This is a genomic window from Candidatus Sulfotelmatobacter sp. (genome assembly GCA_036500765.1).
In the GTDB taxonomy this organism is placed as follows: Bacteria; Acidobacteriota; Terriglobia; order Terriglobales; family Acidobacteriaceae; genus Sulfotelmatobacter.
In genome coordinates this window covers 1,845,440-1,871,282 of sequence record DASYBM010000004.1, presented here as the reverse complement: position 1 = coordinate 1,871,282, position 25,843 = coordinate 1,845,440, and the positions used below count along the sequence as shown (strand labels likewise).

Genomic DNA, 25,843 nt, shown 5'->3' with positions numbered 1-25,843 from the left:
GAAAAGCCGGCGCTGCCGATATTCCCTCCAGGGCTCGGGCGAGGTTTGCTCGTCTAGTCTTCGCCGTTGTCGATATACGTGTCATAGAGAGAAAGGGAATACGTCAGGTTCAGCGATGCTTTGTGGAAGTGGGGAATACGGCTCGGTAGCGCTCTCCATCCTTTATCACAATCCCACGGTGGTCGCGTCGTTGCTGGCGCTGGCCGCGGTCTCTGTGGTCGGCATCCTTGCTTATCGGGGAGCGCGGAGGCGCGAGCGCATCGCTGCGAATACCGATGCCGACGGCGAGGTTGTATTCCGCACATTGGCCGAGGCGATTCCGCAGATCGTCTGGACTGCCGTGCCCGAAGGCGGAACCGACTACTGTAATAGCCGCTGGTACGAACTGACTGGGTTCAGCGAAGAGCAGACCCTGGGGTCAGGCTGGTCCAACGCGCTTCATCCTGACGATCAGCCCATCGCGTCGCGGAATTGGGAAAACGTGCTTCGTAGTGGGGAGCCGTTCGAAATGGAATATCGCCTGCAAAATGCGGCCGGAGGTTTCCGCTGGCAACTGGTCCGCGCAACGCCCATGCGCGATTCCGCCGGCGCCATCGTGCGCTGGTTCGGGACCTGCACCGACATCGAGGAGCAACGTCACACCCAACAAGTGCTGGAACGGGAAATCAAAGATCGGACCGCCGAGCTTGCCGACGCCAACACCCGCCTTCAGCAAGAAATGCGGGAACGAGACCAGGCTCGCCGCAAGCTGGATGAGCAAAACGGCAAAATGGTCCTCGAACTCACCGAGCGCTCGCAGCGGGCTACGCTGTTGGCGAAAATGGGCGAACTGCTCCAGAGTTGCATCAGCAAAGACGAGGTTTTCGCGGCAGCCCTGGGTTTTGCTCCCAGAATCTTTCCTGACCGCCGCGGCGCCATAGCCCTGCTGAATCCCGAGCGTAGCCTGGTCGAGATCGCGGGCTCGTGGCATGACTGCGAACGGCCGGTATCGGTGTTTGAGGCCGCCGATTGCTGGGCTCTGCGCACCGGCCATCCCCACCTCGTCGTCGCCGGCGACCCGACGGCTCGCTGCCCTCACGCCGCCGGCGTGGAACATACCTACCTCTGCATTCCCATCCTGGCGCAGGGCGAAGCACTCGGTATTCTTCATTTTCAGGCAACCGATGAGGTTCCCGTTCTGGCGGATGCCGAACATTCACTGAAAAATACTTTTGCCGGGCAAGTTGGACTTTCGGTGGCCAACATCCGATTACGCGAAGCCTTGCGCTCGCAGTCGATTAAAGACCCCTTAACCGGGTTGTACAATCGCCGCTTCCTCACGGAAATAATGGACCGCGAAATCCGCCGCGCCGTGCGCGCCGAACAATCCGTCGGTGTGCTCATGCTCGATCTCGACCACTTCAAAAAGTTCAACGATACCTACGGCCACGAGGCGGGCGACACCATCTTGCGCGAGGCGGCGGCTTTTTTCACCAAGAGCATTCGGGTCGAAGACACCGTGTGCCGAGTCGGAGGCGAGGAATTTGTGATTATCCTGCCGACCGCCGACTTGAACGCCGCGCACGGCCGCGCCGAACGCATTCGCTCGAAATTGCGCGAAGTGACGGTCCTGCACCAGGGCAAGTCCCTGGGCATGATCACCGTATCCGTGGGCGTGGCTGCGCTTCCCATGCATGGCACTTCCGCGCAGGAACTGCTCGAGGCAGCCGATGCCGCCCTCTACCGCGCCAAGCGCGAAGGCCGCGATCGAGTCGTAAATGCCGTTCCCACAGCAGAAAAAGCGCAACTGAAAGCCATCGCGACGTAGCGCTGGCGTCGCGAGGGCGACACGGCTTCGCACTATTCAGCTCGGAGTACGCCCGACAGTCTTGTGAATCGTCCAGTCCGGGTCGCCAAAATTCGTGCCGTGAAACTCGCAACAGTCGGAACTCTGTAGGCGGGTGGCGGCGGGACGCCGCCACGACAGCCGCCGGGATGGCGGCGCTACAAAAACGGCGCTACAAAAAGAAAATGCCCAGCCTCGCGGCCGGGCGCTGTGAAAATGAAATCTTAACTCCGTTGCCCGGGCCCCTTGCTCTCATCGCTCGCGATCACGCCGTCTTTGATGTGAATCACCCGGTGGGCATATTCCGCGATGTCGCCTTCGTGAGTAACCAGAATGATCGTGTTACCTTCGGCCTGGAGCCGGTCAAACAGAGCCATGATTTCAATGCCCGTCTGCGAATCCAGATTGCCCGTAGGCTCGTCGGCCAGAATAATCGACGGCCGGTTCACCAGGGCGCGCGCAATGGCCACACGCTGCCTCTGCCCGCCGGAGAGTTCGTTCGGCTTGTGGCTCATCCGGGCTTCCATGCCCACCGCCGCCAGCGATGCCTTGGCGCGCTCCATGCGCTCTTCGGTCGGAACGCCGGCGTAGATCAGCGGCAGCTCCACATTATGCAGCGCCGTAGCCCGGGCTAGCAGGTTGAAAGTCTGGAATACAAAGCCAATTTCCTTATTGCGGATGCGTGCCAGTTCGTCGTCGTCCAGTTCGCTGACCAATTGGCTGTTGAGCCAGTACTTTCCCTTCGAGGGCGTGTCGAGGCAGCCGATCAGATTCATCAGCGTCGATTTCCCCGAGCCCGATGGCCCCATGATGGCGACATATTCATTGCGCTGGATCCGCAGATTCACGCCGCGCAAGGCATGCACCTGCTGCTCCGAACCCATGTCGTAAGTTTTCCAGAGATCCTCGGCCGCAATCATGCACGATTCCGGCGGCGCCAGATTCGCGGTGGGGGGCATGCTGATGACTTCTGCCGTTGCCATGTTTCTCTCCTGATCTTTATCTGTGCGCAATTCTTCCGGTGCCACTGGGTTCTCCGAGATTAGATTCGACTCCGAGAGCTCCGCTGGTATTCCGGTCCTGTGGTCTTACCTGTAAAAGGACTAGCCTGTAAAAGGACTAGGCAATGAAAGTTCAAAGCCTAAGACCCAATAGCAAGACCCGGCTCTCCGTTGGACGCATGAAACCAACGAACGTTACGACTCTTCTTCTTTCTTCGGCACCGTATTATCGATCTTTACGCTGGTCCCCGGACGCAGGGTGCGCAAGACCTTATAACTCCCGGTAATTACCTCGTCGCCTTCTTTTAGCCCGTCGAGTACTTCGATGTCGGTCGTCCCAGTAATTCCCGTGGTCACGGGTACGAACATTGCCTTCTTATTTCGGATGACGAAAACCCCCTGCAAGTCATCCCCTTTCTTCGTCTTCGATGCAGCTTCTGCCGCCGCCGGCGCCGCGGCATGGACCGAGCCCGGCGGATTATTCTGCTGCTCGATTTGCTCTTTACTCCGCAGCGTCAGCGCCTGAATCGGCAGCGCCACGGCGTTGCTCCGGTTTGCGGTCGTGATCTTGGCAGTGGTCGAAAGCCCAGGGCGCAAGTCCTGAGGCGCATCCTGTAAAGTCACGACGACTTTGAAATCTTTCGCCTCTTCGCTGGCCGTCGTCGACTGCGAGGTTGAGACGCCACTGGAGCGCACAATTGCGTTGTCTCCGATTTCCGAAACCGTGCCGTGAAAAATCTTTTTGGGAATGGCATCAATGGTCACATCCGCAGGTTGACCCAGATGCACATTTACGATGTCGGTCTCATCGACTTTGACTTCGGCGGTGATCACCGACATATCGGCAATGGTCATCAGCGTACTGCCTTGCGCATTCTGAATGCCGATCACCACCGTCTCCCCTTCGCGCACCGGCAGGTTCGTAATCACGCCATCAAAGGGCGCCGGATACGTCGTCTTCTGCAACAAATCCGTATAGTGCGTCAGGGTAGCCTTGGCCTGCGCGATGTGTCCATCAGCCGAGTCTTCCTGCGCTTTGGCCTGCGCTACGCGAGCCTGCGCCTGCCCCAGCCCCGCTTCGGCAGTCGCCCATGCATTCTTGCGGCTGTCGAAATCCGATTTGGAAATCAGGCCGTCCTTGAACAGGCTCTGCGCCCGTTCCCAGTCGAGCTTGTTGCGGTCGTAGTCCGCTTGCGCACGCACCAGATCGGCCTGCGAGGTCTTGAGATTCGCTTCCGCCGCCAACGCGTCCGTCTGCGCCGCCTGCAACGATGCTTCGTTGGCATTCACGTCGGCCGAAGACTGCACGTTTTCCAGTTGCGCCAACAATTGTCCCTTCTTTACGTGCTCACCCTCGCGTACATACAAGTGGGTGATCTTGCCAAAGGCGTTAGCGCCGATGTTTACGTACGTCTTGGGCTTAATCTCGCCCGAGGCGCTTACCACCGTCGCCAGATCCTGCCGCGACAGCTTGGCGGTTTGCACCGTGACCACATTCTTGCTGCTCTGGCTCACGGTGAAGCCGACAATGATTATTAGTAGAACCGCGATCCCGACGCCGATTGCAATTTTTTTCCAAGGTTTCATAATTCCGTCACAAGTCCGGGTGCTTTCCGCAATTACGGCCAAGTCCTGCCATAACGTTATTTGCGGTCGTTACCTAACATGCGATTGGCCCACGCTGCCGCGCCCGGAGTGACGGACACACCCTCTGTTACGATCCTGCCGCCGAGAAAGTTCCCGATCAGGAATAGAAAAGAAGTGGCCGAGACCCGTTACGCGTGGCGAGTGATAGTAATTCGAACTGCCCCCGGGACTCACCATTATAGCCCGGACCCCTCCTCCTGGTCTTACAAGATTCGGTGGTAATTCTGACCGGAGCCGTTCTTTAGGTGGGGAGGGATCTCCCGTGCCAGCAGTGCGGTGTAGTGTTTCCCTCTGACAACGTCCTCCGCCGCAATTTGCTTCCCCGGCGGGCAACTCCGGCGAACCTCCACCGCTTCCAAGTACACGGTGGTTGTTCGTATAGTCGGTTCTCCGGGCACGACTTAACCTTGCTTTCACACAACGAACGGGCCTAAAATAGGCAGACGACGGTTGTCTGGCAGGAGTCCCTCTCATGTTCCGGGTAAATTCTAATCAGGCTGTTCTCCGCAATTTGGTCGTGTCTGTGGCTTTACTAATCTGTGTCGTGGCCTGCGCCGCCATTGCCCCCGCCATTGCCCAGGACCAACGCGATCAAGTCTCCCCAGACAAGCCTGCCGCTGCCAACGCCAATGATTCCGCCAGCACGGCTCAGACCAAGCCTGCCCCCGATGCCGTCGACCCGCTCACGCGCCCCATCAACGAGAAGCAGAAGAAAAAGAATGAGCGCGCTTTCAAGCAGGAAGTGAGCAAGGTCTACAAGAAGTGGCTGGAAGAGGACGTCGTTTACATTATCACCGACGAAGAGCGCGCCGCCTTCAAACAGCTCTCCAACGACGAAGAGCGCGACAACTTCATTGAAGCTTTCTGGCAACGCCGCGATCCCACTCCCGACACCGAAGAGAACGAATACAAAGAAGAGCACTACCAGCGCATAGCCTACGCCAACGAGCACTTCGCCGCCGGCGTTCAGGGCTGGCGTACCGACCGCGGCCGCATCTACATTGTCTTCGGCAAGCCCGACGAAATCGACTCCCACCCCTCGGGCGGAACCTACGAGCGTCCCATGGAAGAGGGCGGCGGCGAGACTTCGACCTTCCCCTTTGAAGACTGGCGTTATCGTTATATTGAAGGTATCGGCCAGGAAGTCATCATCGAATTCGTCGATACTTGCATGTGCGGCGAGTTTCACATGACCATGGACCGCTCCGAAAAAGATGCCCTGCTCATGACCCCTAACGCCGGCCTGACACTTTATGAATCGATGGGCATGGCAAGCAAGGCCCAGCGCTTCACGGGGAACGGCATCGAGCGCCTCGGCGCTGGCCCGGACAGCGCTCAACAGGCGACCAAGGAATTTGATCGACTCGAACAGTTCGCCAAGCTGCAGGCCGCTCCCAAAGTTAAATTCACCGACCTGGAAGAAGCCGTCAACTCCAAGATCATTCTCAACCCGATGCCTTTCGATGTGCGCTGGGATTTCGTGAAGGTGACCAGCGACACGGTCCTGGTTCCGGTTACGATCCAATTGCGCAATCGCGACGTGACGTTCGTCAATAAAGACGGCATTCAGCGCGGCACGGTTAACATCTTCGCCCGCCTGACCACGTTGACCGACAAGGTTGTCCAAACTTTTGAGGATACGGTTCAGGTTGACGTGCCCGCCGAACTCCTGCCTCGCACCACCGAGAACGCCTCGGTGTACTGGAAGGCTTTGCCGCTGCGTCCCGGCCGCTACAAACTAAGCATCGCGGTAAAAGACGTCAATGGCGACCGCAAGGGAGTATTCAGCAAGAGCGTCAACGTTCCGGAATTTTCCGAAGATAAACTTGCTACCTCAAGTCTGATCGTCGCGGATGACATGGAACCGGTTCCCACCAAAGCCATTGGCACCGGCATGTTCGTGATCGGCACTACGAAGGTTCGCCCCCGCGTACCTTCCGCCAATGGCAAACCCGCGCTGTTCAAGAAAGATAAAGACCAGAAGCTGAATTTCTGGATGCAGGTCTATAATCTCGGCGTGGACGAGAAGACCCACAAGCCTTCCGCCACTTTCGAATACAACATCACCAATCTTGCCACCAATAAGTCGGTGATCCAGAAAACCGAAAGCACTGACACGATGGGCAATGTCGGCGATCAGGTCACGCTGCAAAAATCGATCGTTGCCGCCAACCTTCAGCCCGGTACCTATAAGATCGAAATCAAAGTGAACGACAATATTTCCAAGCAGACGATTGATCCGTCGGCGGTGTTTGCAGTAGAGTAACTCCCTGCAAGTTTCCCCCCCAGGGGGTGGGGTGGAGTGAAACTGGGTCGAGTGAAATTGGGTGGAGTGAAATTCGGCCGAATTAAGTTGGGTAATCTGGGGACTTGGACGCTCCTGATTGCTTCCGCGCTGCCCGTTTTTGCCAGCGGCGCGGAGCGGCCCGGAGCGATCACGGGATACGTTCGCAATCTCGCCGGTACTCCCCAGATGGGCGCAGTGGTGCAGATTCTAGGCGTGGCCAATCGCACCTTCACCGTATTCACCGATGGCGAGGGCTATTACGCCGCCACCGGCTTGCTCCCCGGCCTCTACAGCGTCAAAGTTACCGCCCCATCATTCCTTCCTGCCTTCCGCGAGAAAGTCGGCCTTCGGCCCGGCGCCAGCCTCAATGTCAATGTCACTCTCAGCACTTTGCTGGGTGCCATGCAGCTTGGTCCCGCACGCAATCTGCCCGACGATGACGACTGGAAGTGGACTCTTCGCTCGGTCGCGAACCGGCCCATTCTGCGCGTCTTTGACGACCCCGTTCTCGGCCCCGAAAAGCAGCCGCACGACCTCAGCGGATCCCTGTCCTTCCTGGCCAACTCCACCGCCGGAGGCTACGGTCCCGGCTCCGACATGACTACCGGCTTCAGCCTGGAGCGCTCGATCTTCTCCGACGGACACCTCGCCTTCAGCGGCAATGTCGCATACGGCCAAGGCGTGCCCGCCGGAGTGCTGCGCACCAGCTATTCGCGCCGTCTGATGAATGGCTCTGAGCCCACGGTCGGGCTCACCGTCCGCCGCTTTGCCCCATCGGACCCGAATCTGCACAACGCCGCACTTCAGGCTCTCGCGCTCTCTGCGGCCGACGACTTCAGTGCCGGCGACATTCTCGAATTCAGGTTCGGCAGCGAACTGCAAACCATTCAGTTTCTCGGCCACGTCACCGCCTTCCGTCCCTACGGTTCCGCCGATCTTCACCTCTCCCCCGATACGCTTCTCGAATACGCGTACGCCACGTCGCGTCCCGATCTCCGGGCCGAAAAAGGTTTCGATTCGGCGCCTGCCGATCTCAGCGAATCGAATCCGCGAGTCAGCCTCCAGAATTTCGCTCCCAAGCTGGAGAGCGCGCGGCACCAGGAACTCAGCCTCTCGCACCGCCTGGGCAAGAACAATCTTCAGGTGGCAGTATTCACCGATCGCGTCGCCAACCCCGCTCTGCTCGGCACTGGCCAAACTACCGCCGCCGGCGGATTCCTCCTGCCCGACATCACCTCCGGCACGTTCAACTTTGCTGGGAACACCCTCGACACCAACGGCCTGCGCGTCGTGCTGCAGCGCAAGTTTTCCGAAGACTTGACTGGGACTCTCGATTACGCCTTCGGCGGCGTCCTCGATCTCACTCACCCCGACGTTTCCTTGCAGGAAGCTCAGCAATTCATGACTACGCAGCGACGCCACGCTCTCTCCGCCAAACTGAGTGGGACACTCTCCCGGACCCACACCCGTTGGATCGCCTCCTATCGCTGGGTCAATGGCACGGGCATCACCCCTGTTGACATGTTCAACGCGTCCCCCGGACAAAGCGATCCCTTCCTCAACATTTTCCTGCGCCAGCCCATTCCGGCGCTGGGCGGCCACGTCGAAGCCATCATCGATCTTCGCAATTTGCTGGCTCAGGGCTACGTTCCCGTCCTTGGCCAGGACGGACAGACCGTCTATTTGGTTCAATCCCCGCGCTGCGTCCGCGGCGGGGTAGCTTTTACGTTCTAAGAGCAGCTCTCAGCTTTCAGCTCTCAGCCAAACCGTTGCCACAAATCATCGCATGCGCCCTGAATCCTGATCGACAGGAAGCCGAGAGCCAGAAGCCTGAGGTTTGAAGCCTAACGCGCGCGCCTTCCCGTACCTCATTCGTAAAATCTATAGTAACCATCCATAACTCTTTGGTTGACTCTTGGGATTGCCTTTCGATAATGTTTCAGTGCTGACCTTTGCGGGCTCGGCGGCGCATCTTGTTAGCATGCAAGGAATTGCAAGCCTTCCCAGACGAGGGCGCAAGCACTCGGTCGCCTGCAAGGATTCATCACTCCCCGACAATTGAACCCGTTTCAAGAGGAGACCACATGAGAGCGCGTATCGTCCCGGTGTCGATAAAAAAGGTGTCGATGAGCAATTTTTCAATAGGGAAGCCGTCGATCAATCTGGTGTCGAGCAGTCTGGTGTTCATTCTCCTGGCCGCAGCCACCTTGTCGGCACAGACCTTCCGCGGAACCATCCTCGGGACCGTCACCGACCCTTCCGGCGCCGTTATCGCCGGAGCCAAGGTTACCGCGAAAAACACCGGCACCGGACTGGAGCGCTCCACCGAAACCAGCGCCGACGGCAGCTATTCTCTGCCCGAACTTCCCATCGGCACCTATAGCGTGACCATCACTCAGACCGGCTTCCAGACCTACCACGCCACCGGCGTGACCGTCGACGTAGCCACCGAACGCCGCGTCGACGCCCCCATGAAGACGGGCCAAATCTCCACTCAGGTCGAAGTCTCCGCCGACGAGTTGCCTCTGATCGAGACCACCACCAACACCCTGGGAGGGGTGCTCACGGCGCAGACCGTCGAGAATATGCCCGTCAACGGGCGCGACTATACCAAGCTGATCTACATGAATCCGGGTGTTTCGGGATCGCCCGATCAGATTTCCGATTCTCCCGGCTCTTTCGGTGAGTTTTCGATGAACGGCGCCCGCGGCCGCTCCAATAACTATCTACTCGACGGCACCGACATGAACGACGGCTACCGCAACGACCCCGCCATCAACCAGGCCGGAGTGTTCGGTACGCCCTCAACGATTCTGCCCATCGATGCGGTCGCCGAAGTCAATGTCCTCTCCAACTTCCAGCCGGAATACGGCCGCAATGCCGGCGCGGTGGTCAATATCGTGACCAAGAGCGGAACCAATGCAATCCACGGAAGCGCCGCGGAATATTTCCGCAACAGCGCCTTGGACGCGAGGAATTATTTCAATAGCGCCAGCCAGCCAAAAGCGCCTTTCCACAACAACCAGTTCGGCGCTTCGATGGGTGGGCCCATCGTCAAGGACAAGACGTTCTTCTATGCCGACTATGAGGGCCAGCGGGAGCCGGTGGGAGTAGTTACTCTCTCCTGCGTCCCAGATCCAGCGCAGATCGCAGCGGATGGCGGCGCGACCAATCCCGTCATTGCAGCTTTGTTGGCACGGAATCCGTGGCCGACGCCCAACATTCCAGGAACCTTCGGCGGTTCGCTAGTGGGCTCGGAAAACAGCGGTTGCCCGAACGGCCCCAACGCTTCGATCGTCTCGCCCTCATTTAACGATCTGACCAGCTTCATCGCCAAAATCGATCAGAACTTCAATGCCAGCAACATTCTCACGGGCCGATACTTCTTTGGCGACAGCATTCAGTCCTTCCCGCTGGCCTTGACGGCTTCGGGCGGCCAGTTGCCGGGCTTCAACACCTTCACTCCGACGCGCGTGCAGCTCGTATCGCTTTCTTACACGCACACCATCGGCTCGAATAAGGTGAATGAACTGCGCTATGGCTGGAACCGTTTTGCAGAGGGCTTTTTCCCGCAGGATCAGAGTTTCCGGCCGAGTTCGATTGGACTTTGCGCCGCGACCAGCACCGCGCTTTGCAACGGCGGTGTCTCGGATTCCGGCATGCCGATTACCTATGTGGGAAGTTTCGCGCAACTGGGCGCTACCAGCAGCACACCCCGTCACCGCTATGACAGCAACAATCAGGTTCTCGATAATTTCTCGTGGAAAGTGAACAAGCACGACGTGAAGTTCGGCGTCGACTTTCATCGGACATCGGTTCAGCAATACTTCGACAAATATTTTCGCGGACGTCTCAGGTTCAGGGACACAACCGGCAACCCTGGGGGCCTACTTCCACTTCAGAATTTCCTCGCCGGCGATGTTACGGACGGCTTCCAGTATTTCGGCGATACCACTCGCCATACGCATGAGAACAATATTGGCTTCTATGGGCAGGACAGCTTCCGTGTGACTTCCAGGTTGACCTTCAACTACGGTCTGCGCTGGGATTACTTCGGAGTGGTACAGGAGAAGAACAACCTTCTCACCAACATAACCAGCATTTCTCCAGCCCCGGGAACGGGAACCTTTACTCTGACGCAGGTTGGTCAGCCCGGACTCAGCGGCCTGTATAAGCCGGACAAGAAAGATTTCGCGCCGCGCGTGAGCGCTGCGTGGGACGTGACCGGGAAAGGCAAGACTGTGGTCCGTGCCGGTTTCGGAATGTTCTACGACGCGTTCTCGCAGGATATGATTCTCGGACACCTGCCGTATGCACCATTCTTTGGACCTGGCCCGGCCTACAACAACGCCGGTCCCGATCCAATCCTTTCGACCGGTGCGATCGGTGGGCCGATCACGGCTGGGCAGCCCGTATATGCCGCAACCACAACTTGCAGCTATGAGTGTGATGCCTTCGCCTTCGACCAGAACATCAAGTCGCCTTACATGGAGAACTACAACCTGAACATCCAGCAGCAACTCTCCAGCAAAGCGGTAATTCAGATCAGCTACGTGGGCTCGCAGGGACATCGGCTGTGGCGCTTCTTCGACATCAGCCAGCCCAGCACGGCGCAGATCAACGCGGCAGATGCCGCGTGTGATTGCATCACCGATTTCAGTGGAGCGGCCCGGCCCCTCAACGGCAACCCGTACGGCGCGTTCTACGTGCTGCAAGAGAACTCGACCGGCAAGTCGAATTACAACGCCCTGCAAACCAGCTACCGCGTCACCGGATGGCATGGGGTGACCTCGATTCTGAACTACGTCTATTCCAAGTCGCTCGACAATTCGAGCGACGGCGAAGACTTCGAGCCGAACGAGGCGCAACCGAACGACAGCACCCGGCCTTATCTGGAATACGGCCCGTCCGGGTTCAACCTTACCCACCGTTTCACGTGGAATTTTGCGTACGACTTCCCAGCCATGGGCGGCAGCATGCAGAAGCTCAAGAATGGTTGGGGCATCAATAGTATAGCTACTCTTCAGAGCGGCCAGCCCTTCCACTTGAATTACAACTTTGAAGATGATTTCAGCGGCAGCGGCAACGCATTCGATCGGCCTGACGTGGTGGGTCCGATCGTCTACCACAAGAGCAATCCGGCGAACTTCCTCGACCTCAGCGCTTTTGCCATCCCTTGCACGGTTGACCCGAGTCAGGGAGCAAACGGCTCCGCTACTGATTGTGCTTTGCCTTCCTCCGGCAACTACAATCGCCACTTCGGCGACATGGGGCGCAATTCCTTGACGGGGCCAACTTTCAAAGAGTGGAACTTCTCCATCTACAAGAAGACGGATATCACGGAACGGCTTAGCATGAAGCTGGGCGTTGACTTCTTTAACTTGCTTAATCATCCGAATTTCTCCAACCCGCTGCTGCCCGCATTTATCGCCGATCCGGGCGCTGCGGGCTTTAAGCTGGACAGCACCGGTACCCGCGAAGTAGGCGCTGGACCGCTTCCCATCACCGCTACCGGCGACGTGGGCATCGGAAACCCGTTCATCGGAGGCGGTGGGCCGCGCGGCATTCAGTTGTCGGCCGTGTTCAAATTCTAACCACTTGCCGGGTCTCAACCTTTTTCTGCGCGCAAAAAATCCCGCCCTGCAACAGGCGAACAGAGCCCGACGTAGGGCGGGAAAAGTATCGCTCTTCGAATTCGCAACCTGCGCCAGCGGTTAGTGCCGCGCGACCACGACGATCATGAACGTCCCCGGCTTGGCCTTCGGACGCCCCGTGTCTCCGGGCTTCTGCTCCTCAAATTCGAAAGTTGGGAGATATGCCTTGTGCGTCGCCGTGTCAACGTCCATCGTCTTGGCGCCGAAGGCAGTCTTCACGGTCTGCACGATTTCGAATTTGCCAGCCTTCTCGCCTACCACAGTAAGATTGCCGTCACGGGTACTGGCGAACGCTTGAGTGCCGTCGAACTTGGTCGCATCCACGCCGGCGCCAATCGGCAGATCGGCGAGCACCTTGCCGTCATCCGCGCTCATCACGATCATTTTCTGCGGATTTCGACATCCGATGAAAAGCCGACGCTTCTTCGTGTCCATCGCCATCCCCGTCGGCGAACCGCCAGGAGCGACGGACCAGTGCGCCAGCACCTTCCTGGCCTTGATATCGACCACCGCAACTTCGTTCTTGTCCACGAGGTTGATGTAGATTTTCCCGGCTCCGTCAGAAGCCAGAAACTCAGGCTTGCCGCCCAGTTCAATGGGTGCGTCAATGCTTCCGGTCTTGGGATCCACATCTGGCTTGACGGTCATTAATATTCCGTCGTCGCCGGAAACGACCAGTACCAGCCCGCTGGCTTCGTCGTAGATAATTCCGTCGGCGTCCGGGTGGGCCTTGAGGGTGCCCAACGCGGCGTTCGTCTTGAGATCAAAGACCACGACCGCGCCCTCGCCGTCGCTGATGAATCCCCGTCCGGCGCTCGGAACCAGCGCCACTCCGTGGTTGTGCTTCTGGCCGGGAATGTCTGCGACCGTCTTGCCCGACTCAGTGTCGATGACCATCGTATGCGTGCTTCGTGGGACGTACAGCAGGTGATTCTTGTCGTCCACGGTGATGTAGTCCATTCCGCCCTCACCGCCAATGTGAAAGGTTTTTTCGACGGCCCAGGTCTGCGCGGCTGCGTGTCCGATAAACGTGAATGAGATCACAGTCAACCCAGCCAGGATTAACGGAAGTGTGAAGGCTTTCCGAACGTTCATAATTTTCCTCCCAGGGAATTGCGGCGTCAGAATACCACCGGTGACCTGCTCCGCACTGCCTGAGGATCATTTTTTTGACTGCGAGTTTAGGCAAATTTATTTTCAGTTTTTCAGCGAAACTTCAGAATGGAGTTGCGGCCGAAGTTTACCGTGGTGACGTGCCCAGCGTGCGCGCCCGTGCAGCGTCTTTCGTCACCTCGCCGACCCGTTACGCCGATGTTACCCTCTTCTTCGTCGTTCCCTCCCCACTAATCTCTGTTTGGAGATCCGTGATGCGCCGCGCTTTCATGAAGATGTACGCTGTCTTCGTCCTCACCGTGTATCTCGCTGCGCCTCTGTATGCGCATCACCTGAAAGCTGGTGAATCCGTCACGCTGCCAATCAGTACCTCATCGGCTCAGGCGCGCAGCCTTTACGAAAAGGGAATCACCGACTACGAGAATCTTTATCTGGAGCGCTGCAACGACGATTGGCGCGCCGCCGTCAAAGAAGATCCTAATCTTGCCGTCGCCTGGGCCCTCCTGGCCATGAATAGCAGCAATATTGACGAAGTCAGCACAGCTCGGGCCAAGGCCCGCGAAATCGCACCCAAGCTCACGCCCGGCGAGCACTTGCTGATTGCCTGGATCGCCAAAGTGCAGGACGGCGACTTCCTCGGCGGCATCACCGCCATGAACGATCTGCTTGAGATGTATCCCCGCGATAAGCATCTGCTCTATCTAGCCGGCAATTGGCTGATGGGAGAAAACGGCAACGACCAGGCCCAGCACATGATGGAAAAGGCCCTCGCCATCGACAAAAATTTTCCTCCCGCGCTGAACGATCTGGCCTATGTCGAGGCTCGCAATCGCCAGTTCGACAAAGCCTTCGCCCACATGGACCGCTACGTCGCCCTGCTTCCCAAAGAGCCCAACCCACAGGATTCTTACGGAGAACTCAAGCGCATGGCCGGCGACTTTGAAGGCTCGCTCCAGCACTATCGCGCCGCGCTTGCGCTCGACCCTGATTTCGTGACTTCGCAACTCGGCCTCGGCGACACCTACGCCCTCATGGGCAATCAGCAGCAGGCTCGCGTGGAATACGACAAGGCTATCCGCTTTGCCAAGACCGAAGCCGACCGCTTGACCTATCGCATGCAGCAGGCCATGACCTTTGTCCGCGACGGCAACTACGCCGCCGCCGACAAAGAATTTCAGGATATCGCCACGACCGGCCACGCCAAAGAACAGGAGTTGCAGGAAGCCCAGGCGCTCCGCCACATGGCGGAGTACCAGACCGACGCCAGCGTCGCTCTGAAGCATCTGAAGCTGGCCGAAGAATCGCTCAGCCATCGCCCGACGATTTCCGCCTCCGACCGCGACGACGAGCTGTCGCGCATCTTGCGCGCGCGCGCCGTCTTCGCCGCCTCCTCCGGCAACCAGCAGTTGGCCGATCAGACCTTGCGCCGCCTCGAGGCTATGGCCAACGGCAACCGCAACCGCGTGATTCAAAGTTCCTATCATGGCGCCGCTGGAGCCCTGCTCATGAACCGGAACGATCCCAAGAAATATAACGAGGCCATTGCCCATCTCGAAGAAGACCAGGACAATCCCTTCACCATGCAATTGCTGGTGCAGGCCTATTACCAGACCGATCAGCCGGAAAAGCTGCACGAAGCCGAAGCCAAACTCCGCGGCACCAACGTACCAACGATGGAGCAGGCCTTGGTAGTCCCTGCCGCCCGCAGCAGGCGGCCGAACATCTAAGTTTTGGTAGTGTCATTTCGAGCGTAACAAAAGGGCGCGTCCCACGCGCCCTTTTGCGAAGTCGAGAAACCTGCTTTTCCCGCGGGAGAAATTCGGGCCGGCCCAGTCCCAATTTGGTTCCAGATTCGTCATGCCCTCCACCAATTCCCCGGAACTCCTCGCTCAATCCCGAGACATTGGTGTACAGTAGGTGGTCACTTCGCCCCATGAAAGCTGACAGCGAGCGCCGCGCCGGCCGAAGAATTCCCACCCGGGTTGCTGCGCGCGTGCGCAATTCTCACGGCGCCGACCAGACCGCGCAGACCCGCGACGTCAGCGCCAACGGCGTTTTTCTCTATTCGAAGTCCCGCATGGAGAAGGGAACTGACGTCGAACTCGTGCTGATTCTACCCCCCGAACTTACCTCCGGCGAAAAGTGCTGGGTGTGCTGCCAGGCGAAGATTGTGCGCGTGGAAGAAGAGGGGGCGGAATTTGGCTTAGCTGCTCAGATTACCCGCATGGAAATCCTTCCCGAAGCCACCGTTTAGCTCTGGCGGAGCGCCCGTTTCCGAACCTATGCGTGGGAAAAAATTCCCGAATATGCACTGCCGGGTGGAAGCCCGGCCCGCGAATCGTCTAATATATTCCTAAATCTCACGAAAAGGCTTCCCATTGCATTCCGCGCGGTGCAATAATGGCGGCCCTAGAATTGCTCTGGCCAATTTGAGTTTCCAGGTGGGCCCACGTTATGTTGATCGAAAAACTAGCGGCCGGTGTGGTGCAGGTGCAGACACCGATCGGTCCGCGTTATGTAATGCCTTCATTCCTACAGCGCGTTTATCTGCTGTGGATGTTTCGCAATTTCCCCATTCTTCCTCACGCCGTTTTGAATCGGCGCCAACAACGCATGATCGACCGCATGTGCGGCGAGCAACGCTTCGCTTCCATGGCGTACGCGAATGGCATGTACGAAGCCCCGGTGATCGGTACGGTCGAACGTCGTCCGCCGCTCGCCGAGACCCAGTTCCCTCCGCGACGCCCCATGGCCGGCGAGGCTTCTGGACTGGCAGCAGAAGTTCGCCAACGTTCCTAACGCCTCTCGCACCCCTTGGCGCCGATGCGCGCTAGAGCTGCGTGAATGAGGATTCCTGCGTCGCCGTTCGCTCACGGCACCGCGAAAGCTCGTGCGCAAGTACAGCAACGATTGCGCCCCAAGCTGAGCACAATTTTGTCATGGGAAATCTATGCGCAAGAGGATTGTCGTTCCGAGCGCAGCATGACTTCCCGCGAAGCGGGAAATCATGCGTAGTCGAGGAACCTGCTTTTTCCCCAGTGCGTACTAATTGCTCGACGGCGGATTCGCCGGAGGAGTGCTGCCATTTCCCGACGGCCGGTTCGAAGGCCGCCCGCCCGGCATCTCGCCGCATCCGTTACCCATGCCTTCGTGCATGCCGCCGCCATTAGGATGGTTCCCGCCACGTTCCTGCTGACACGCCGCCAGCGACTTCTGTTGATCCGGAGTCAGCAACTTCTCTCGCTTCTGCATCGCCTGTTCGCGAATCTCATGCGCCTGCTGATGTTTCTGCTCGGCCGTGAGCGAAGAATTCGAGCACACCGCTTCGATCTGCGAACGCGCATCGTGGCTGATGGTATGAATTTGCTCCATCACCGACTTCTCAATGCCCGCCTGCTGAAAGCAATTTCCCCCGCCGCCGCGGCGCGCCGGCTGCGTCTGCGAGGCCGGATTGTTGGCGGGCGCAGTGCTTTGGCCCAGCACCATCCCAGCACAAAGAAAAAGAAGAACAACGAATGTCGAACGAAAAACTTTCCTAGACATGATGAAACCTCCGAGAACATGCCGCCACAGGCGGGAGAGTCGGACCGATACTTTGCAGCGAAGGCAGCGAACGTCGATGCCGAACGTCCAGGCTGAATGCCCAAGCTAGTGTAGCGCACCCGCCTTCGCGATACTCCAGCCGAGTCCTATCGCCAGGACATGCCCGGATTCCAGCTCGCCAGGAATGTCCGTCGTCGACCTTCGTGCCCTGAGTTTCAAGACCTGGATTGCGTTAGGTGAGTTTCGTGCCCTGGGTAGGGTCTTTGACCCGGCTGTGATAAGGATTACGAATTGTGACTCCGCCGGCCCGAGCCCTCGCGCAACGTCTGCGCAACGCCCAGCCATGATGCTATAATTTTCGTTCGTCCTACCAGCCAAATCCCACCCGTGGGCGCGTAGCTCAATTGGCAGAGCAACTGACTCTTAATCAGTAGGTTGAAGGTTCGATTCCTTCCGCGCTCACCATCTTTTCAAGCGGTTACAGAAATTGCGATCCGCTCTGCAATCCGTTAAGACTGCGGTAGGGCTAAACGCACGATCTTTCCATGCGCTTCCGCCATTTCTGCGCTTGCAGCGTCGCCGTATACGTTCATCGTTGTACGGATGTCCGCATGCCGCATAAGCTTCTGCTGCACGCCGACAGGTGTACCAACCGAATCCAACCACGACCTGTACGTATGACGCAACGCATGAGTGCCAAGTCCGCCGATCCCCGCTTTGCCAGCTGCTTTCTGGTACGTACGCCAGACTTGATCGTAAGACCAAGGCAATCTGCCAAGCTGCACCGGTGAGGCAAACATCCAATCCTCACTAGCTGAGAACTGGGTTAATTGCTTCAGGGTCTTAACGGTATACAGCAGTTCGCGGCTAATCACCAGTATCTTACGTGACTCTGCGGTTTTCACATCGTCAACTTGCTGGCACACCACGCCTCGTTCGACCGTCAGCCTTTCATTGATCCAGTCCACGTCGGACCATTTTAATCCGAGGCACTCGCTGATTCGCAGGCCAAGGCAACAGCAGAGCAAAGCCATCGTGCGGAACGGTTCTTCCAGATGGTGTGTGAACTTCTGGAATTCTTCCACAGTCAGACTTCGCGGTTGCCGTTTGCGCTTGGTCGCACCCTTAACGGTCACCAGTTCCATTGGATTTCGCTGCATCGGGATTTCCCCGCGCCAAACAGCGAAGTCCCATAGAATGCTGAGTACGCCACGGATGTGCGCCTTGCTCTTGGGAGCAAGTAGCAAAGATTCCAACCATAGTTCTACCGGGCGTGCCTGTACTTGGGATAGCGAGCAATCACCCCATCGTGGCATTATGTGATTCCTCAGCCAAACTTCGTAGGAACGTCGAGTATCGACTCGCTTAGGCATCTTCTCTAATCGGTATTGTTGAACGAGCGTGTTGACGGTTAGCACATTGCTTACACGTTTTGATTGGTCTTCCAAAGCGTCCTGGAGTGCCTTGGCTGCACGCCAAGCGCTTGCCTTGGTGCGATGTTGGCTTACGGTCCCGATCAGCATCGAGCGCCGTTTGCCTTCTTCCCACCACAAGAAATTCCATGTCTTACGTCGTTTATCGAACACTACACTTCCGGTTTTGTGCCGTGCTGCCCTTTTCATTGATCCATCCTTTCGGCAGGGCGCACGGATGGCGATTCGGATGGTAGCACGGCAGGTTCCAGGAGAACGGCGTCCAAGTCCGCATGGCGAAAGCGCCAGACGCGCCTCTTGACGCCTGAGAGTGCAAAGGCTTTCACTTTGCCGAGCCGGACCCAAAGCAAGAGCGTGCGGACCTTGACCTTAAGGTATCCGGCGGCTTCCGTGGCCGTCAGCCATTCCGATTGTCGGTTCATGGAAGAACTCCGGCCTTCGGCTCTATTCGTGACCTTAGAAAACGCAAACGCTCGATTCCGCGTTGAGAAATGTGATATGCGATCCGGCCATGAACTGTTTGACGCAGAAGCAAGCCTTGTTTGTGTAGACGAAACAAGTAGCTGTAGACAGAACTGCGATGATGAAATCCGCGTAGTTGTCTACAAACGCTATCCGGCGTCATGGAACATCCGGTCGTCGCCAATATTCCCAGCACCTCTTGTTTAGACATGACGACCTGCTAGTGTGTAATGACCGTCCGACTGCACGTATCTCAGGCTCTTGGTGATATAGAAGTGATACAAGAGCTTGCGAATGTAGACAGAAGCCGGAATTTTCAATTGCTCAGTTGCCGATTGAAGCCTTTCAAACGTAAGGAGCGGGATACGCACATCCAGCTTTGAATTCAAGAAGTCCGGGCAATCGGCCAAATCGAATAGTAGCTGGCAATTGTCAAAGGAATTACGCAACAGCAAATCCAACCCGGCTGAGTCGGACAAACCTGCGTCGGAGGTAGATCGTGCTAGGGCCGCGTCTACGGCGGCGGGAACTCGAAGCGAAACCACCCGGCTTTTCATAAGCGTTCTCTCCCTACCGTCGAAGATTCACTGAGCTTTGGCAGTAGCCCGTTCGTGTTCATTTGAGCCAACCGCCTTTCTTCGGAGCCTTGATCTGGTTTTTCAATAGCTCCATTGACCTGGAGCCGTTGTAGAAGATTCGAGCCGAACAGAAGCCGCAATTGATAAAGGGCCGCTTGGTTCGGGTCACGAAGACGGCAACCCGATGCCCGCACACGGGGCAGGGAGCGATGCCCAGTTCAGGCATGGCGGGCTTGAGTTCCAACGGTTCCTTCTCTGGGTCGGCCTTCGTTTGTTCGGAAAGTTTTTGCCCAAAGCGTCTTAAAATGCTCTGCGGTGGTTTGGCGTTATCCATATCAGAAACCTGTCCCTCTTTCTTGAAGTTCGCGGATTGTGCTTGCGGTCTTTAGAGATGTATCTCTAAACGCGGGCTATTATGAGGCTGGTTTTCAGAAAATAGCTCTGTTGGAGCAGACGGAGAATCTGCACTCGCGGAATTTCAGAGAAGGCAGGGCATGACTCACGGCAGAAATGCTAAAGCGGGCGTCAATCGACGAAACAAAAAGCGTGCTTCCCTATTGACGGGGCATTCGCAAAAGCCGAAGAAATCGCTGGAAAGCCGAGTAGCGAGCCTGGAAGCGAGAATCGAACAGATGCAAGAAGAGATTGATCGCGCGTCGGGCGTACTGCCTGCTCACTTCTCGGAGGCTATCTATGGCACAGAGAAAAAGCGCCCTGGCCCGAGCGCAAAGATTAGCGACACAGAGCTTTTCCTAAACCGCGACAACCTAATTGAGTGGCTGGAAGAGCACTGGCCTCATATCGTGAAGAGGCTTCTTGCAGCCAAGAATCCGCGCGGAGTTGCTACCGTGTTAAGACCCATCGCCGCAACACGAGATATCCGCCCCACATGGCAGGGCAGAATCGTCGATCACCCTGCCAAACTGCTGGAATTCCTGCGGAGCGACAAATTCAGAATCAGACCGCCGAAGAAAACGGTTATTGACGCGCTGCGTCCTCTCGATTCCGAAATACGCCGGAAAGCAGCGAATCGCCTTCCAACAAGGCAAATTGCGAATGCAATGGCAGGGGTGCCGAACCTCAAGTGGCGGACATCGCTGGATAAGTGCTCAAAAACTCCATCGTCTTACCGGGTCGGCCACGATACCGCAAAGCACTATCGAATGACTTTCGGCATCACGGAAGAGCAAGCCTATTTTCAATAATGAGTTTTCCGTTCTGACACCGAAAGCGGTGCAAGCCAATCTCACACTGAAGTACGCGAAATAGTGGGAGATTTGATTGTTTCCTGCGTGACCTTCTGACTGTTGTACCGGTCAATACGGGATCGGCCAATGACGTGACGATAATCAATTTTGTCGACGACACTACCCTTGGAGTTCCGTTCTTTTACGAGACGCAGCGGCAGATATACCAGGGAAGCGCCACCGGAACGCCCCTTGCCACGATTACTACCTGCTACAACGGAAATTATGCGGCGTGTTCGGGCGTCACGTCGTCAGTGTTGCCAATCAAACAAACAGACGTTTATACACAACTCGGGAGCGGCCAGAATCGTTTATCAGAGGTCCAGTACAATACCACGGGGCTTGACGACAAGGAATACGACTACGGCGTCGCACTGGGCGCGGCACCGTCGGCAAGTTTACTTGTCCGCGAAACAGCTACTTCTTATGGAAGCTACAGCGGCTCAACCTGCACGCCTCTCAGCAACGGGATGACGGTGCCGTGTCAGGTGCTTGTCTACGACTGGAGCAGCGGCAGTCAGGTCAAGCTGAAGTCCACCTCGTACACGTACGATCAGGGAACGCCTACTCAAACCACGGGCACCCCGCAACATACGTCCATTTCGGGCGCGCGGGGTAATCTGACAACCCTTGCTACTCAGGCCAACGCGAGCACCACGCTTTACCAAACTTACACATACTTCGACACTGGAAACCTGCAGACGGTGAGTCAACTCGGAACGACCAGCACGGGCCTTGCCGCCATGTATACGTACAATTATCCCAATTCCACTTCAACGTGCGGGAACGCATTTCCGACGAGTGTGACAGAGCCACTAAGTCTTTCACGTTCGTATAGCTGGAATTGCATCGGCGGAGTGATGCTCACGGCTGGCGACGAAAATGGCAAGACGGTAACGAGCGACTACACTACCGACGCCAGTTTCTGGCGTCCGGACTGGACTCAAGACCAACTATTGAATACTACAAACTTCACTTACGCCGGCCAAACCACGACGGAAAGTGCCCTCACTTTCAACAGCCAAAATTCCGTGTCCGATCTTCGAACTACGGTCGAAGGATTTGGACGACCCAGCCTAAGCCAGCGGGGGCAGACTCCAAGTTTGGCCGAATATGACTCGACCGAAACTGACTACAACATCATGGGTCAGGCTTCACGATTAACGATGCCGTTTCAGGCAGCGGCTGGCGCAACCAACTCGACGGCTCCCAGCACTACAACCACGTATGACGCGCTTGGCAGGCCCTTGACGGTCACTGACGGCGGCGGCGGAACCATTACGTATCAATACATTCAGAACGACATGCTTCAGACTCTCGGCCCCGCTCCCACCAATGAGCACACGAAGGTAAAGCAGTTCGAATATGACGGATTGGGACGGCTCGCTTCCGTGTGCGAAGTGACTCCGGGAACCAGCCCCTGGCTGGGTGGCACTTGCGGCCAATCAAATTCGAAGACCGGATATTGGACCAAGTACACTTACGATGCTCTTGGGAATCTGCTTGCCGTCACGCAGAACGCACAGTCAACATCAAACCAGCAAACCCGCACCTATACGTACGATATGCTGAGCCGTCTGAAAACTGAAAGCAACCCGGAATCTTCCACAACGACATATTCTTACGATACGTATTCAGGGGTAACGACTTCGCCCGGGGACCTTCTTGCTGCGGTCAAGAACAATGGAGATGGGTCCTATTTCTATTACGACGCCTTACATCGCGTGACGGATGTTGGTTGGAGTGGCCCTGACGCGTACTACTGCAAGCGTTTCCGCTATGACAACACGAACGGAGTCCTCGGTTCAAAACCCACGGGCGTAACTGTCACCAATACACTCGCGCGTTTGGCGGAGGCGGAAACGGACAATTGTACAGGTTACGGAACTGCCGCCGGAGTTATTACCGATGAGTGGTACGGCTACGACGCCGATGGCCATCTCACGGATGTCTACGAATCTACCCCTCACTCCGCGGGCTACTACCACTCGCAGGCTTCCTATTGGGCGAACGGAGCCGTTAATGCGCTGATAGCCCTCACCGCGAGTTCGACCGCAATATTCCCGACGATCTACTACGGTGCCAGCAATGGAGCCGGGTTGGATGGCGAAGGCCGCTTCACGAAAGTCAACGCCGCTTCTGGAACGAACCCGGTCACCGGAGTCACCTACGTCGCCAGTGGGACAAGTGAACCAATCGGAGCCCTGACCAAGGTCACGCTCGGCACTGCTGATAACGACAACTTCACGTTCGACCCCAATACCGGACGCTTAGAGACCTATAGCTTTGCGGTGAACGGGGTGAACGACAAAGGTACGCTCACCTGGAATGCAGACGGAACGCTACAGAAGCTGGTGATCGCCGACAGCCTTTCGAGCACTACCGATAGCCAGACTTGCAATTTCCTTTATGACGACTTGGGCAGGGTCGGTCTTGAACCGGGCCTCACTGGTCCTCCGACGAACTACGCCGACAACTGCTCGACCCCGTGGCAACAAAACTTCACCTATGATCCGTTCGGCAATATCACGAAAGCGGGTTCCGGGGCCTTTAGCCCGACCTACTCGACCGCAACCAACCAGTACACGGCGATTCCGGGCGTTAGCGCGCCATACTACGATGGTAACGGCAATCTGATAAAAGACAATTTGAACACCTACACTTGGGACGTTTTCGGGAATCCTGCCAGGATCAATACCACGAATTTGATTTATGATGCCAATGGCCTCATGGTGGAACAGCAGAATGGATCGGCCAATACTCAGATTCTGTATGGTCCAGCAGGCAAGACGGCCATTATGAACGGTCAAACGTTGGTGAAGGCGTTCGTCAATCTTCCGGGCGGCGGCATGGCTATTTATAATTCGTCCAGTGGCAGCCCTGCATATTACCGCCATGCGGACTGGCTCGGTAGTGCGCGGCTGACTAGCACGGCGGCGCGAGGAGTCTACTCCGACCTAGCGTATGCTCCGTTCGGCGAGCAGTATACGACCACGGGCACTGCCGATCCTTCATTCACGGGCCAGAATGCCGACACGGTGAGTACCCTTTACGACTTCCCATTCCGCGAACACAGCCCAACGCAGGGGCGTTGGATTTCTCCTGACCCTGCGGGCATGGCAGCGGTGAACCCAATGAATCCGCAGACGTGGAACAGATATGCGTACGTGATGGACGATCCTTTGCTCTTTTTTGACCCGCTGGGGCTTTGCGGCGAGCCGGGCTATGGTTACTACAGCGGTGGAGTTCTTGTAATCGTAACCTTTGCATCTTGTCCAAATCCAGACGCCAATCCAGGCTATAGCCCGTGTCCAGGGCAAGGTTACGCAATAGTGGGTGGTTATCTCATCTGCGGACCACCAGCGAATTTGTCTTTCCTGACATCGCAGGCCCAGCTCGCGCTAGGCGCCACAAACAACAATGGAGTCACTGCGACAATCAGTGCGGGGCCCCCGGACTATAAGAAGAACTATTGTTCGGATCAAGCAAACCAGGCGGCCCTGGAGGCACTTCTTCCAGGTATTACTCACGGAAATTACGCGCCCACAATTAGACACGTTTCCATGGACGTCGGAGCGCATTTAGCGTTAGATGCAATGGCTGGCAGCACCGCGATCAAGTATGCCATTCGGTCCAACACTGATATTGCGATGTCCACTAGCTCCAAGATATTCGGAGGCGTAGCTGGACTCTTGATGTTATACAGTGGCTACGATGCTTTGAAGGCTGCCCAAGAGGAAACCAAAGCGTGCATGGAGTAGGTCAGGAACCGGGGATACAAATGGCGAGGCAACAAAACTTCACGATTCTCGAATGGACTATCCTCTTGGGGCTAGTTGCTTCTGCGATTGCAGTTTCTGAACTGATCGGCTTAGCACACCGTTGGGAAGACGGCGTTGTCTATACGGTCGCTGTGTTTGCTGTGGTAGCAACCGCTTTGCGACGATTATGGGGCCGGGCAACGTTCTGGCGAAGTCTCGCCCTCATTTTCACGATGCATGTCATCCTTGTCCTCGTTGCCATCCAGTCGTTGCCTCCTTGGCGATTTGGTATCCCTAAGCTTCTTCTAATCCCAATTGGCGGAGCGGAGGGCGTCTTTATAGCGGTCGTTTTGAGGAAAAGAATGGCGAGGTTAAGACATTGACTATTCGATTCAATTCTCAACGTGATCCTGCAAACGATTCTCCAGCGGCGCAACTCGGTGGCTCCCAACTATAAGAAACAATACTGTTTGCATCAAGCGAATATGGCAGCAGCAGAGACAGTGATCCCCTATGGACATGTCCTGCTTGGTAGCGACTATAGCCCCACTGCTGTTGTGGGTGGTACCGCGGAGATTGCCTCACACGTGGGACCCGGAGATTGCTGCGGGTAGCACCGCTCTCCAGTATTCCATTCGGGCAAATACAGGAGTACCGATGTCGATAGCGAAAAATTTCTTCGAATACGCCGGGTATGCGGCATTGGCGTATACGGGCTATTCCGCATTAAAGGCACTACAGGACGAATACAAGGCCTGTATGAGTAACTGAGATGGCTGCTGACAAGACTAAGAAATTCACGTTCTGGCAGGGAGCAATCGTGTTCGGTCTAATGGCTGCGTCCATTGTCGTTAGCGAGAGCGTGGGCCTCACGCAGAAATGGGAAGATGGCGTTGTCTACACAGTGACCCTATTTGCGCTCGTAATCACAGTCTTACGTTCTCTCTGGGGCCGTGCACATTTTCTGCGGGATTTGGCTTTCCTATTTGGACTCCATATTGTGGGTATCATCGTCTTGCTTTCTGCATTATCGTTGGGAAGATATGGAGTTCCGAAACTCATCTGGAGTATGGCGCTTATCGCTGAAGGGTTCCTAATAATCAGCGTTTTGTGGAGAAGGCTAGACAAGGCCAAGTCTCAAGGGGGCACCAGAATAATGCCACCTCACAAATGAAGAAGTGGCCTCCTCGATTTGAAGAAGATCGTGGCCAGGGCGGGACGTTTCACCGTTTTTCCCGGAATCGAAAGCACGGATACAATGGCAGCGTACCGAAACCGTGCTGCTGGCCCGA

Annotated in this window: 17 protein-coding genes and 1 tRNA gene; 11 read left to right on the top strand and 7 right to left on the bottom strand. The window is 56.8% G+C overall.

Annotated elements, in window-relative coordinates:
• The first annotated feature begins 115 nt into the window (after positions 1–115).
• A complete protein-coding gene (locus tag VGM18_10785; GenBank protein HEY3973481.1) occupies positions 116–1,807 on the top strand; it encodes a diguanylate cyclase in 1,692 nt (563 codons plus the stop codon).
• A 242-nt stretch (positions 1,808–2,049) separates the two neighbouring features.
• Here the strand turns inward: VGM18_10785 and VGM18_10780 are convergent, their stop codons facing one another.
• Together VGM18_10780 and VGM18_10775 are read right to left on the bottom strand one after the other, a co-directional pair.
• A complete protein-coding gene (locus VGM18_10780) occupies positions 2,050–2,784 on the bottom strand; it encodes an ABC transporter ATP-binding protein (GenBank protein HEY3973480.1) in 735 nt (244 codons plus the stop codon).
• Positions 2,785–3,021: 237 nt separating this feature from the next.
• Positions 3,022–4,413, bottom strand: coding sequence for an efflux RND transporter periplasmic adaptor subunit (locus tag VGM18_10775; protein ID HEY3973479.1), 1,392 nt, complete (start codon positions 4,411–4,413; stop codon positions 3,022–3,024).
• Between the two features lie 577 nt (positions 4,414–4,990).
• Between VGM18_10775 and VGM18_10770 the strand changes: the two genes are divergently transcribed.
• From VGM18_10770 to VGM18_10760, 3 genes are all read left to right on the top strand, one after another.
• On the top strand, positions 4,991–6,739 hold the full coding sequence (locus VGM18_10770; GenBank protein ID HEY3973478.1) for a GWxTD domain-containing protein: 1,749 nt from the start codon (positions 4,991–4,993) through the stop codon (positions 6,737–6,739).
• A gap of 36 nt (positions 6,740–6,775) precedes the next feature.
• A complete protein-coding gene (locus VGM18_10765) occupies positions 6,776–8,494 on the top strand; it encodes a carboxypeptidase-like regulatory domain-containing protein (protein HEY3973477.1) in 1,719 nt (572 codons plus the stop codon).
• Positions 8,495–8,844: 350 nt separating this feature from the next.
• Complete coding sequence (locus tag VGM18_10760) at positions 8,845–12,354, top strand: TonB-dependent receptor (GenBank protein ID HEY3973476.1); 3,510 nt, start codon at positions 8,845–8,847, stop codon at positions 12,352–12,354.
• Between the two features lie 120 nt (positions 12,355–12,474).
• Here the strand turns inward: VGM18_10760 and VGM18_10755 are convergent, their stop codons facing one another.
• Complete coding sequence (locus tag VGM18_10755) at positions 12,475–13,509, bottom strand: YncE family protein (protein ID HEY3973475.1); 1,035 nt, start codon at positions 13,507–13,509, stop codon at positions 12,475–12,477.
• 272 nt (positions 13,510–13,781) lie between these two features.
• Here VGM18_10755 and VGM18_10750 point away from each other — a divergent pair, with 272 nt between their 5' ends.
• From VGM18_10750 to VGM18_10740, 3 genes are all read left to right on the top strand, one after another.
• On the top strand, positions 13,782–15,254 hold the full coding sequence (locus VGM18_10750; GenBank protein HEY3973474.1) for a tetratricopeptide repeat protein: 1,473 nt from the start codon (positions 13,782–13,784) through the stop codon (positions 15,252–15,254).
• A 206-nt stretch (positions 15,255–15,460) separates the two neighbouring features.
• Complete coding sequence (locus VGM18_10745; protein HEY3973473.1) at positions 15,461–15,781, top strand: PilZ domain-containing protein; 321 nt, start codon at positions 15,461–15,463, stop codon at positions 15,779–15,781.
• Positions 15,782–15,981: 200 nt separating this feature from the next.
• Entirely contained in the window at positions 15,982–16,326 is a 345-nt protein-coding gene (locus VGM18_10740; protein HEY3973472.1) for a hypothetical protein, read from the top strand.
• A 246-nt stretch (positions 16,327–16,572) separates the two neighbouring features.
• On the opposite strand, the gene VGM18_10735 is transcribed toward VGM18_10740, so the two are convergent.
• Positions 16,573–17,070: a hypothetical protein gene (locus VGM18_10735; protein HEY3973471.1), complete on the bottom strand. Its 498-nt coding sequence runs from the start codon at positions 17,068–17,070 to the stop codon at positions 16,573–16,575.
• Between the two features lie 389 nt (positions 17,071–17,459).
• Here VGM18_10735 and VGM18_10730 point away from each other — a divergent pair.
• Positions 17,460–17,535, top strand: a tRNA-Lys gene (locus tag VGM18_10730).
• Between the two features lie 44 nt (positions 17,536–17,579).
• Here the strand turns inward: VGM18_10730 and VGM18_10725 are convergent.
• The 3 genes from VGM18_10725 to VGM18_10715 all read right to left on the bottom strand — a co-directional run bounded on the left by VGM18_10725 (position 17,580) and on the right by VGM18_10715 (position 19,877).
• Positions 17,580–18,692: a site-specific integrase gene (locus VGM18_10725; GenBank protein ID HEY3973470.1), complete on the bottom strand. Its 1,113-nt coding sequence runs from the start codon at positions 18,690–18,692 to the stop codon at positions 17,580–17,582.
• A gap of 476 nt (positions 18,693–19,168) precedes the next feature.
• Positions 19,169–19,522, bottom strand: coding sequence for a hypothetical protein (locus tag VGM18_10720; protein ID HEY3973469.1), 354 nt, complete (start codon positions 19,520–19,522; stop codon positions 19,169–19,171).
• Between the two features lie 58 nt (positions 19,523–19,580).
• Positions 19,581–19,877: a hypothetical protein gene (locus VGM18_10715; protein ID HEY3973468.1), complete on the bottom strand. Its 297-nt coding sequence runs from the start codon at positions 19,875–19,877 to the stop codon at positions 19,581–19,583.
• Positions 19,878–20,037: 160 nt separating this feature from the next.
• Here VGM18_10715 and VGM18_10710 point away from each other — a divergent pair, with 160 nt between their 5' ends.
• The 3 genes from VGM18_10710 to VGM18_10700 all read left to right on the top strand — a co-directional run bounded on the left by VGM18_10710 (position 20,038) and on the right by VGM18_10700 (position 25,725).
• Entirely contained in the window at positions 20,038–20,748 is a 711-nt protein-coding gene (locus VGM18_10710; GenBank protein HEY3973467.1) for a hypothetical protein, read from the top strand.
• A gap of 134 nt (positions 20,749–20,882) precedes the next feature.
• A complete protein-coding gene (locus tag VGM18_10705; GenBank protein ID HEY3973466.1) occupies positions 20,883–24,551 on the top strand; it encodes an RHS repeat-associated core domain-containing protein in 3,669 nt (1,222 codons plus the stop codon).
• Between the two features lie 772 nt (positions 24,552–25,323).
• The gene (locus tag VGM18_10700; GenBank protein HEY3973465.1) at positions 25,324–25,725 is read left to right on the top strand and encodes a hypothetical protein; all 402 of its coding nucleotides are present in this window, start codon (positions 25,324–25,326) and stop codon (positions 25,723–25,725) included.
• The last annotated feature ends 118 nt before the right edge of the window (positions 25,726–25,843 follow it).

Bases quoted from the DNA above. Each gene is read 5' to 3' on its own strand.
- VGM18_10785 (HEY3973481.1), top strand. From the start codon at position 116: ATGCTTTGTGGAAGTGGGGAATACGGCTCGGTAGCGCTCTCCATCCTT.
- VGM18_10780 (HEY3973480.1), bottom strand. From the start codon at position 2,784: ATGCCCCCCACCGCGAATCTGGCGCCGCCGGAATCGTGCATGATTGCG.
- VGM18_10775 (HEY3973479.1), bottom strand. From the start codon at position 4,413: ATGAAACCTTGGAAAAAAATTGCAATCGGCGTCGGGATCGCGGTTCTA.
- VGM18_10760 (HEY3973476.1), top strand. From the start codon at position 8,845: ATGAGAGCGCGTATCGTCCCGGTGTCGATAAAAAAGGTGTCGATGAGC.
- VGM18_10755 (HEY3973475.1), bottom strand. From the start codon at position 13,509: ATGAACGTTCGGAAAGCCTTCACACTTCCGTTAATCCTGGCTGGGTTG.
- VGM18_10750 (HEY3973474.1), top strand. From the start codon at position 13,782: ATGCGCCGCGCTTTCATGAAGATGTACGCTGTCTTCGTCCTCACCGTG.
- VGM18_10745 (HEY3973473.1), top strand. From the start codon at position 15,461: ATGAAAGCTGACAGCGAGCGCCGCGCCGGCCGAAGAATTCCCACCCGG.
- VGM18_10740 (HEY3973472.1), top strand. From the start codon at position 15,982: ATGTTGATCGAAAAACTAGCGGCCGGTGTGGTGCAGGTGCAGACACCG.
- VGM18_10735 (HEY3973471.1), bottom strand. From the start codon at position 17,070: ATGTCTAGGAAAGTTTTTCGTTCGACATTCGTTGTTCTTCTTTTTCTT.
- VGM18_10725 (HEY3973470.1), bottom strand. From the start codon at position 18,692: ATGAAAAGGGCAGCACGGCACAAAACCGGAAGTGTAGTGTTCGATAAA.
- VGM18_10720 (HEY3973469.1), bottom strand. From the start codon at position 19,522: ATGAAAAGCCGGGTGGTTTCGCTTCGAGTTCCCGCCGCCGTAGACGCG.
- VGM18_10715 (HEY3973468.1), bottom strand. From the start codon at position 19,877: ATGGATAACGCCAAACCACCGCAGAGCATTTTAAGACGCTTTGGGCAA.
- VGM18_10710 (HEY3973467.1), top strand. From the start codon at position 20,038: ATGACTCACGGCAGAAATGCTAAAGCGGGCGTCAATCGACGAAACAAA.
- VGM18_10700 (HEY3973465.1), top strand. From the start codon at position 25,324: ATGGCTGCTGACAAGACTAAGAAATTCACGTTCTGGCAGGGAGCAATC.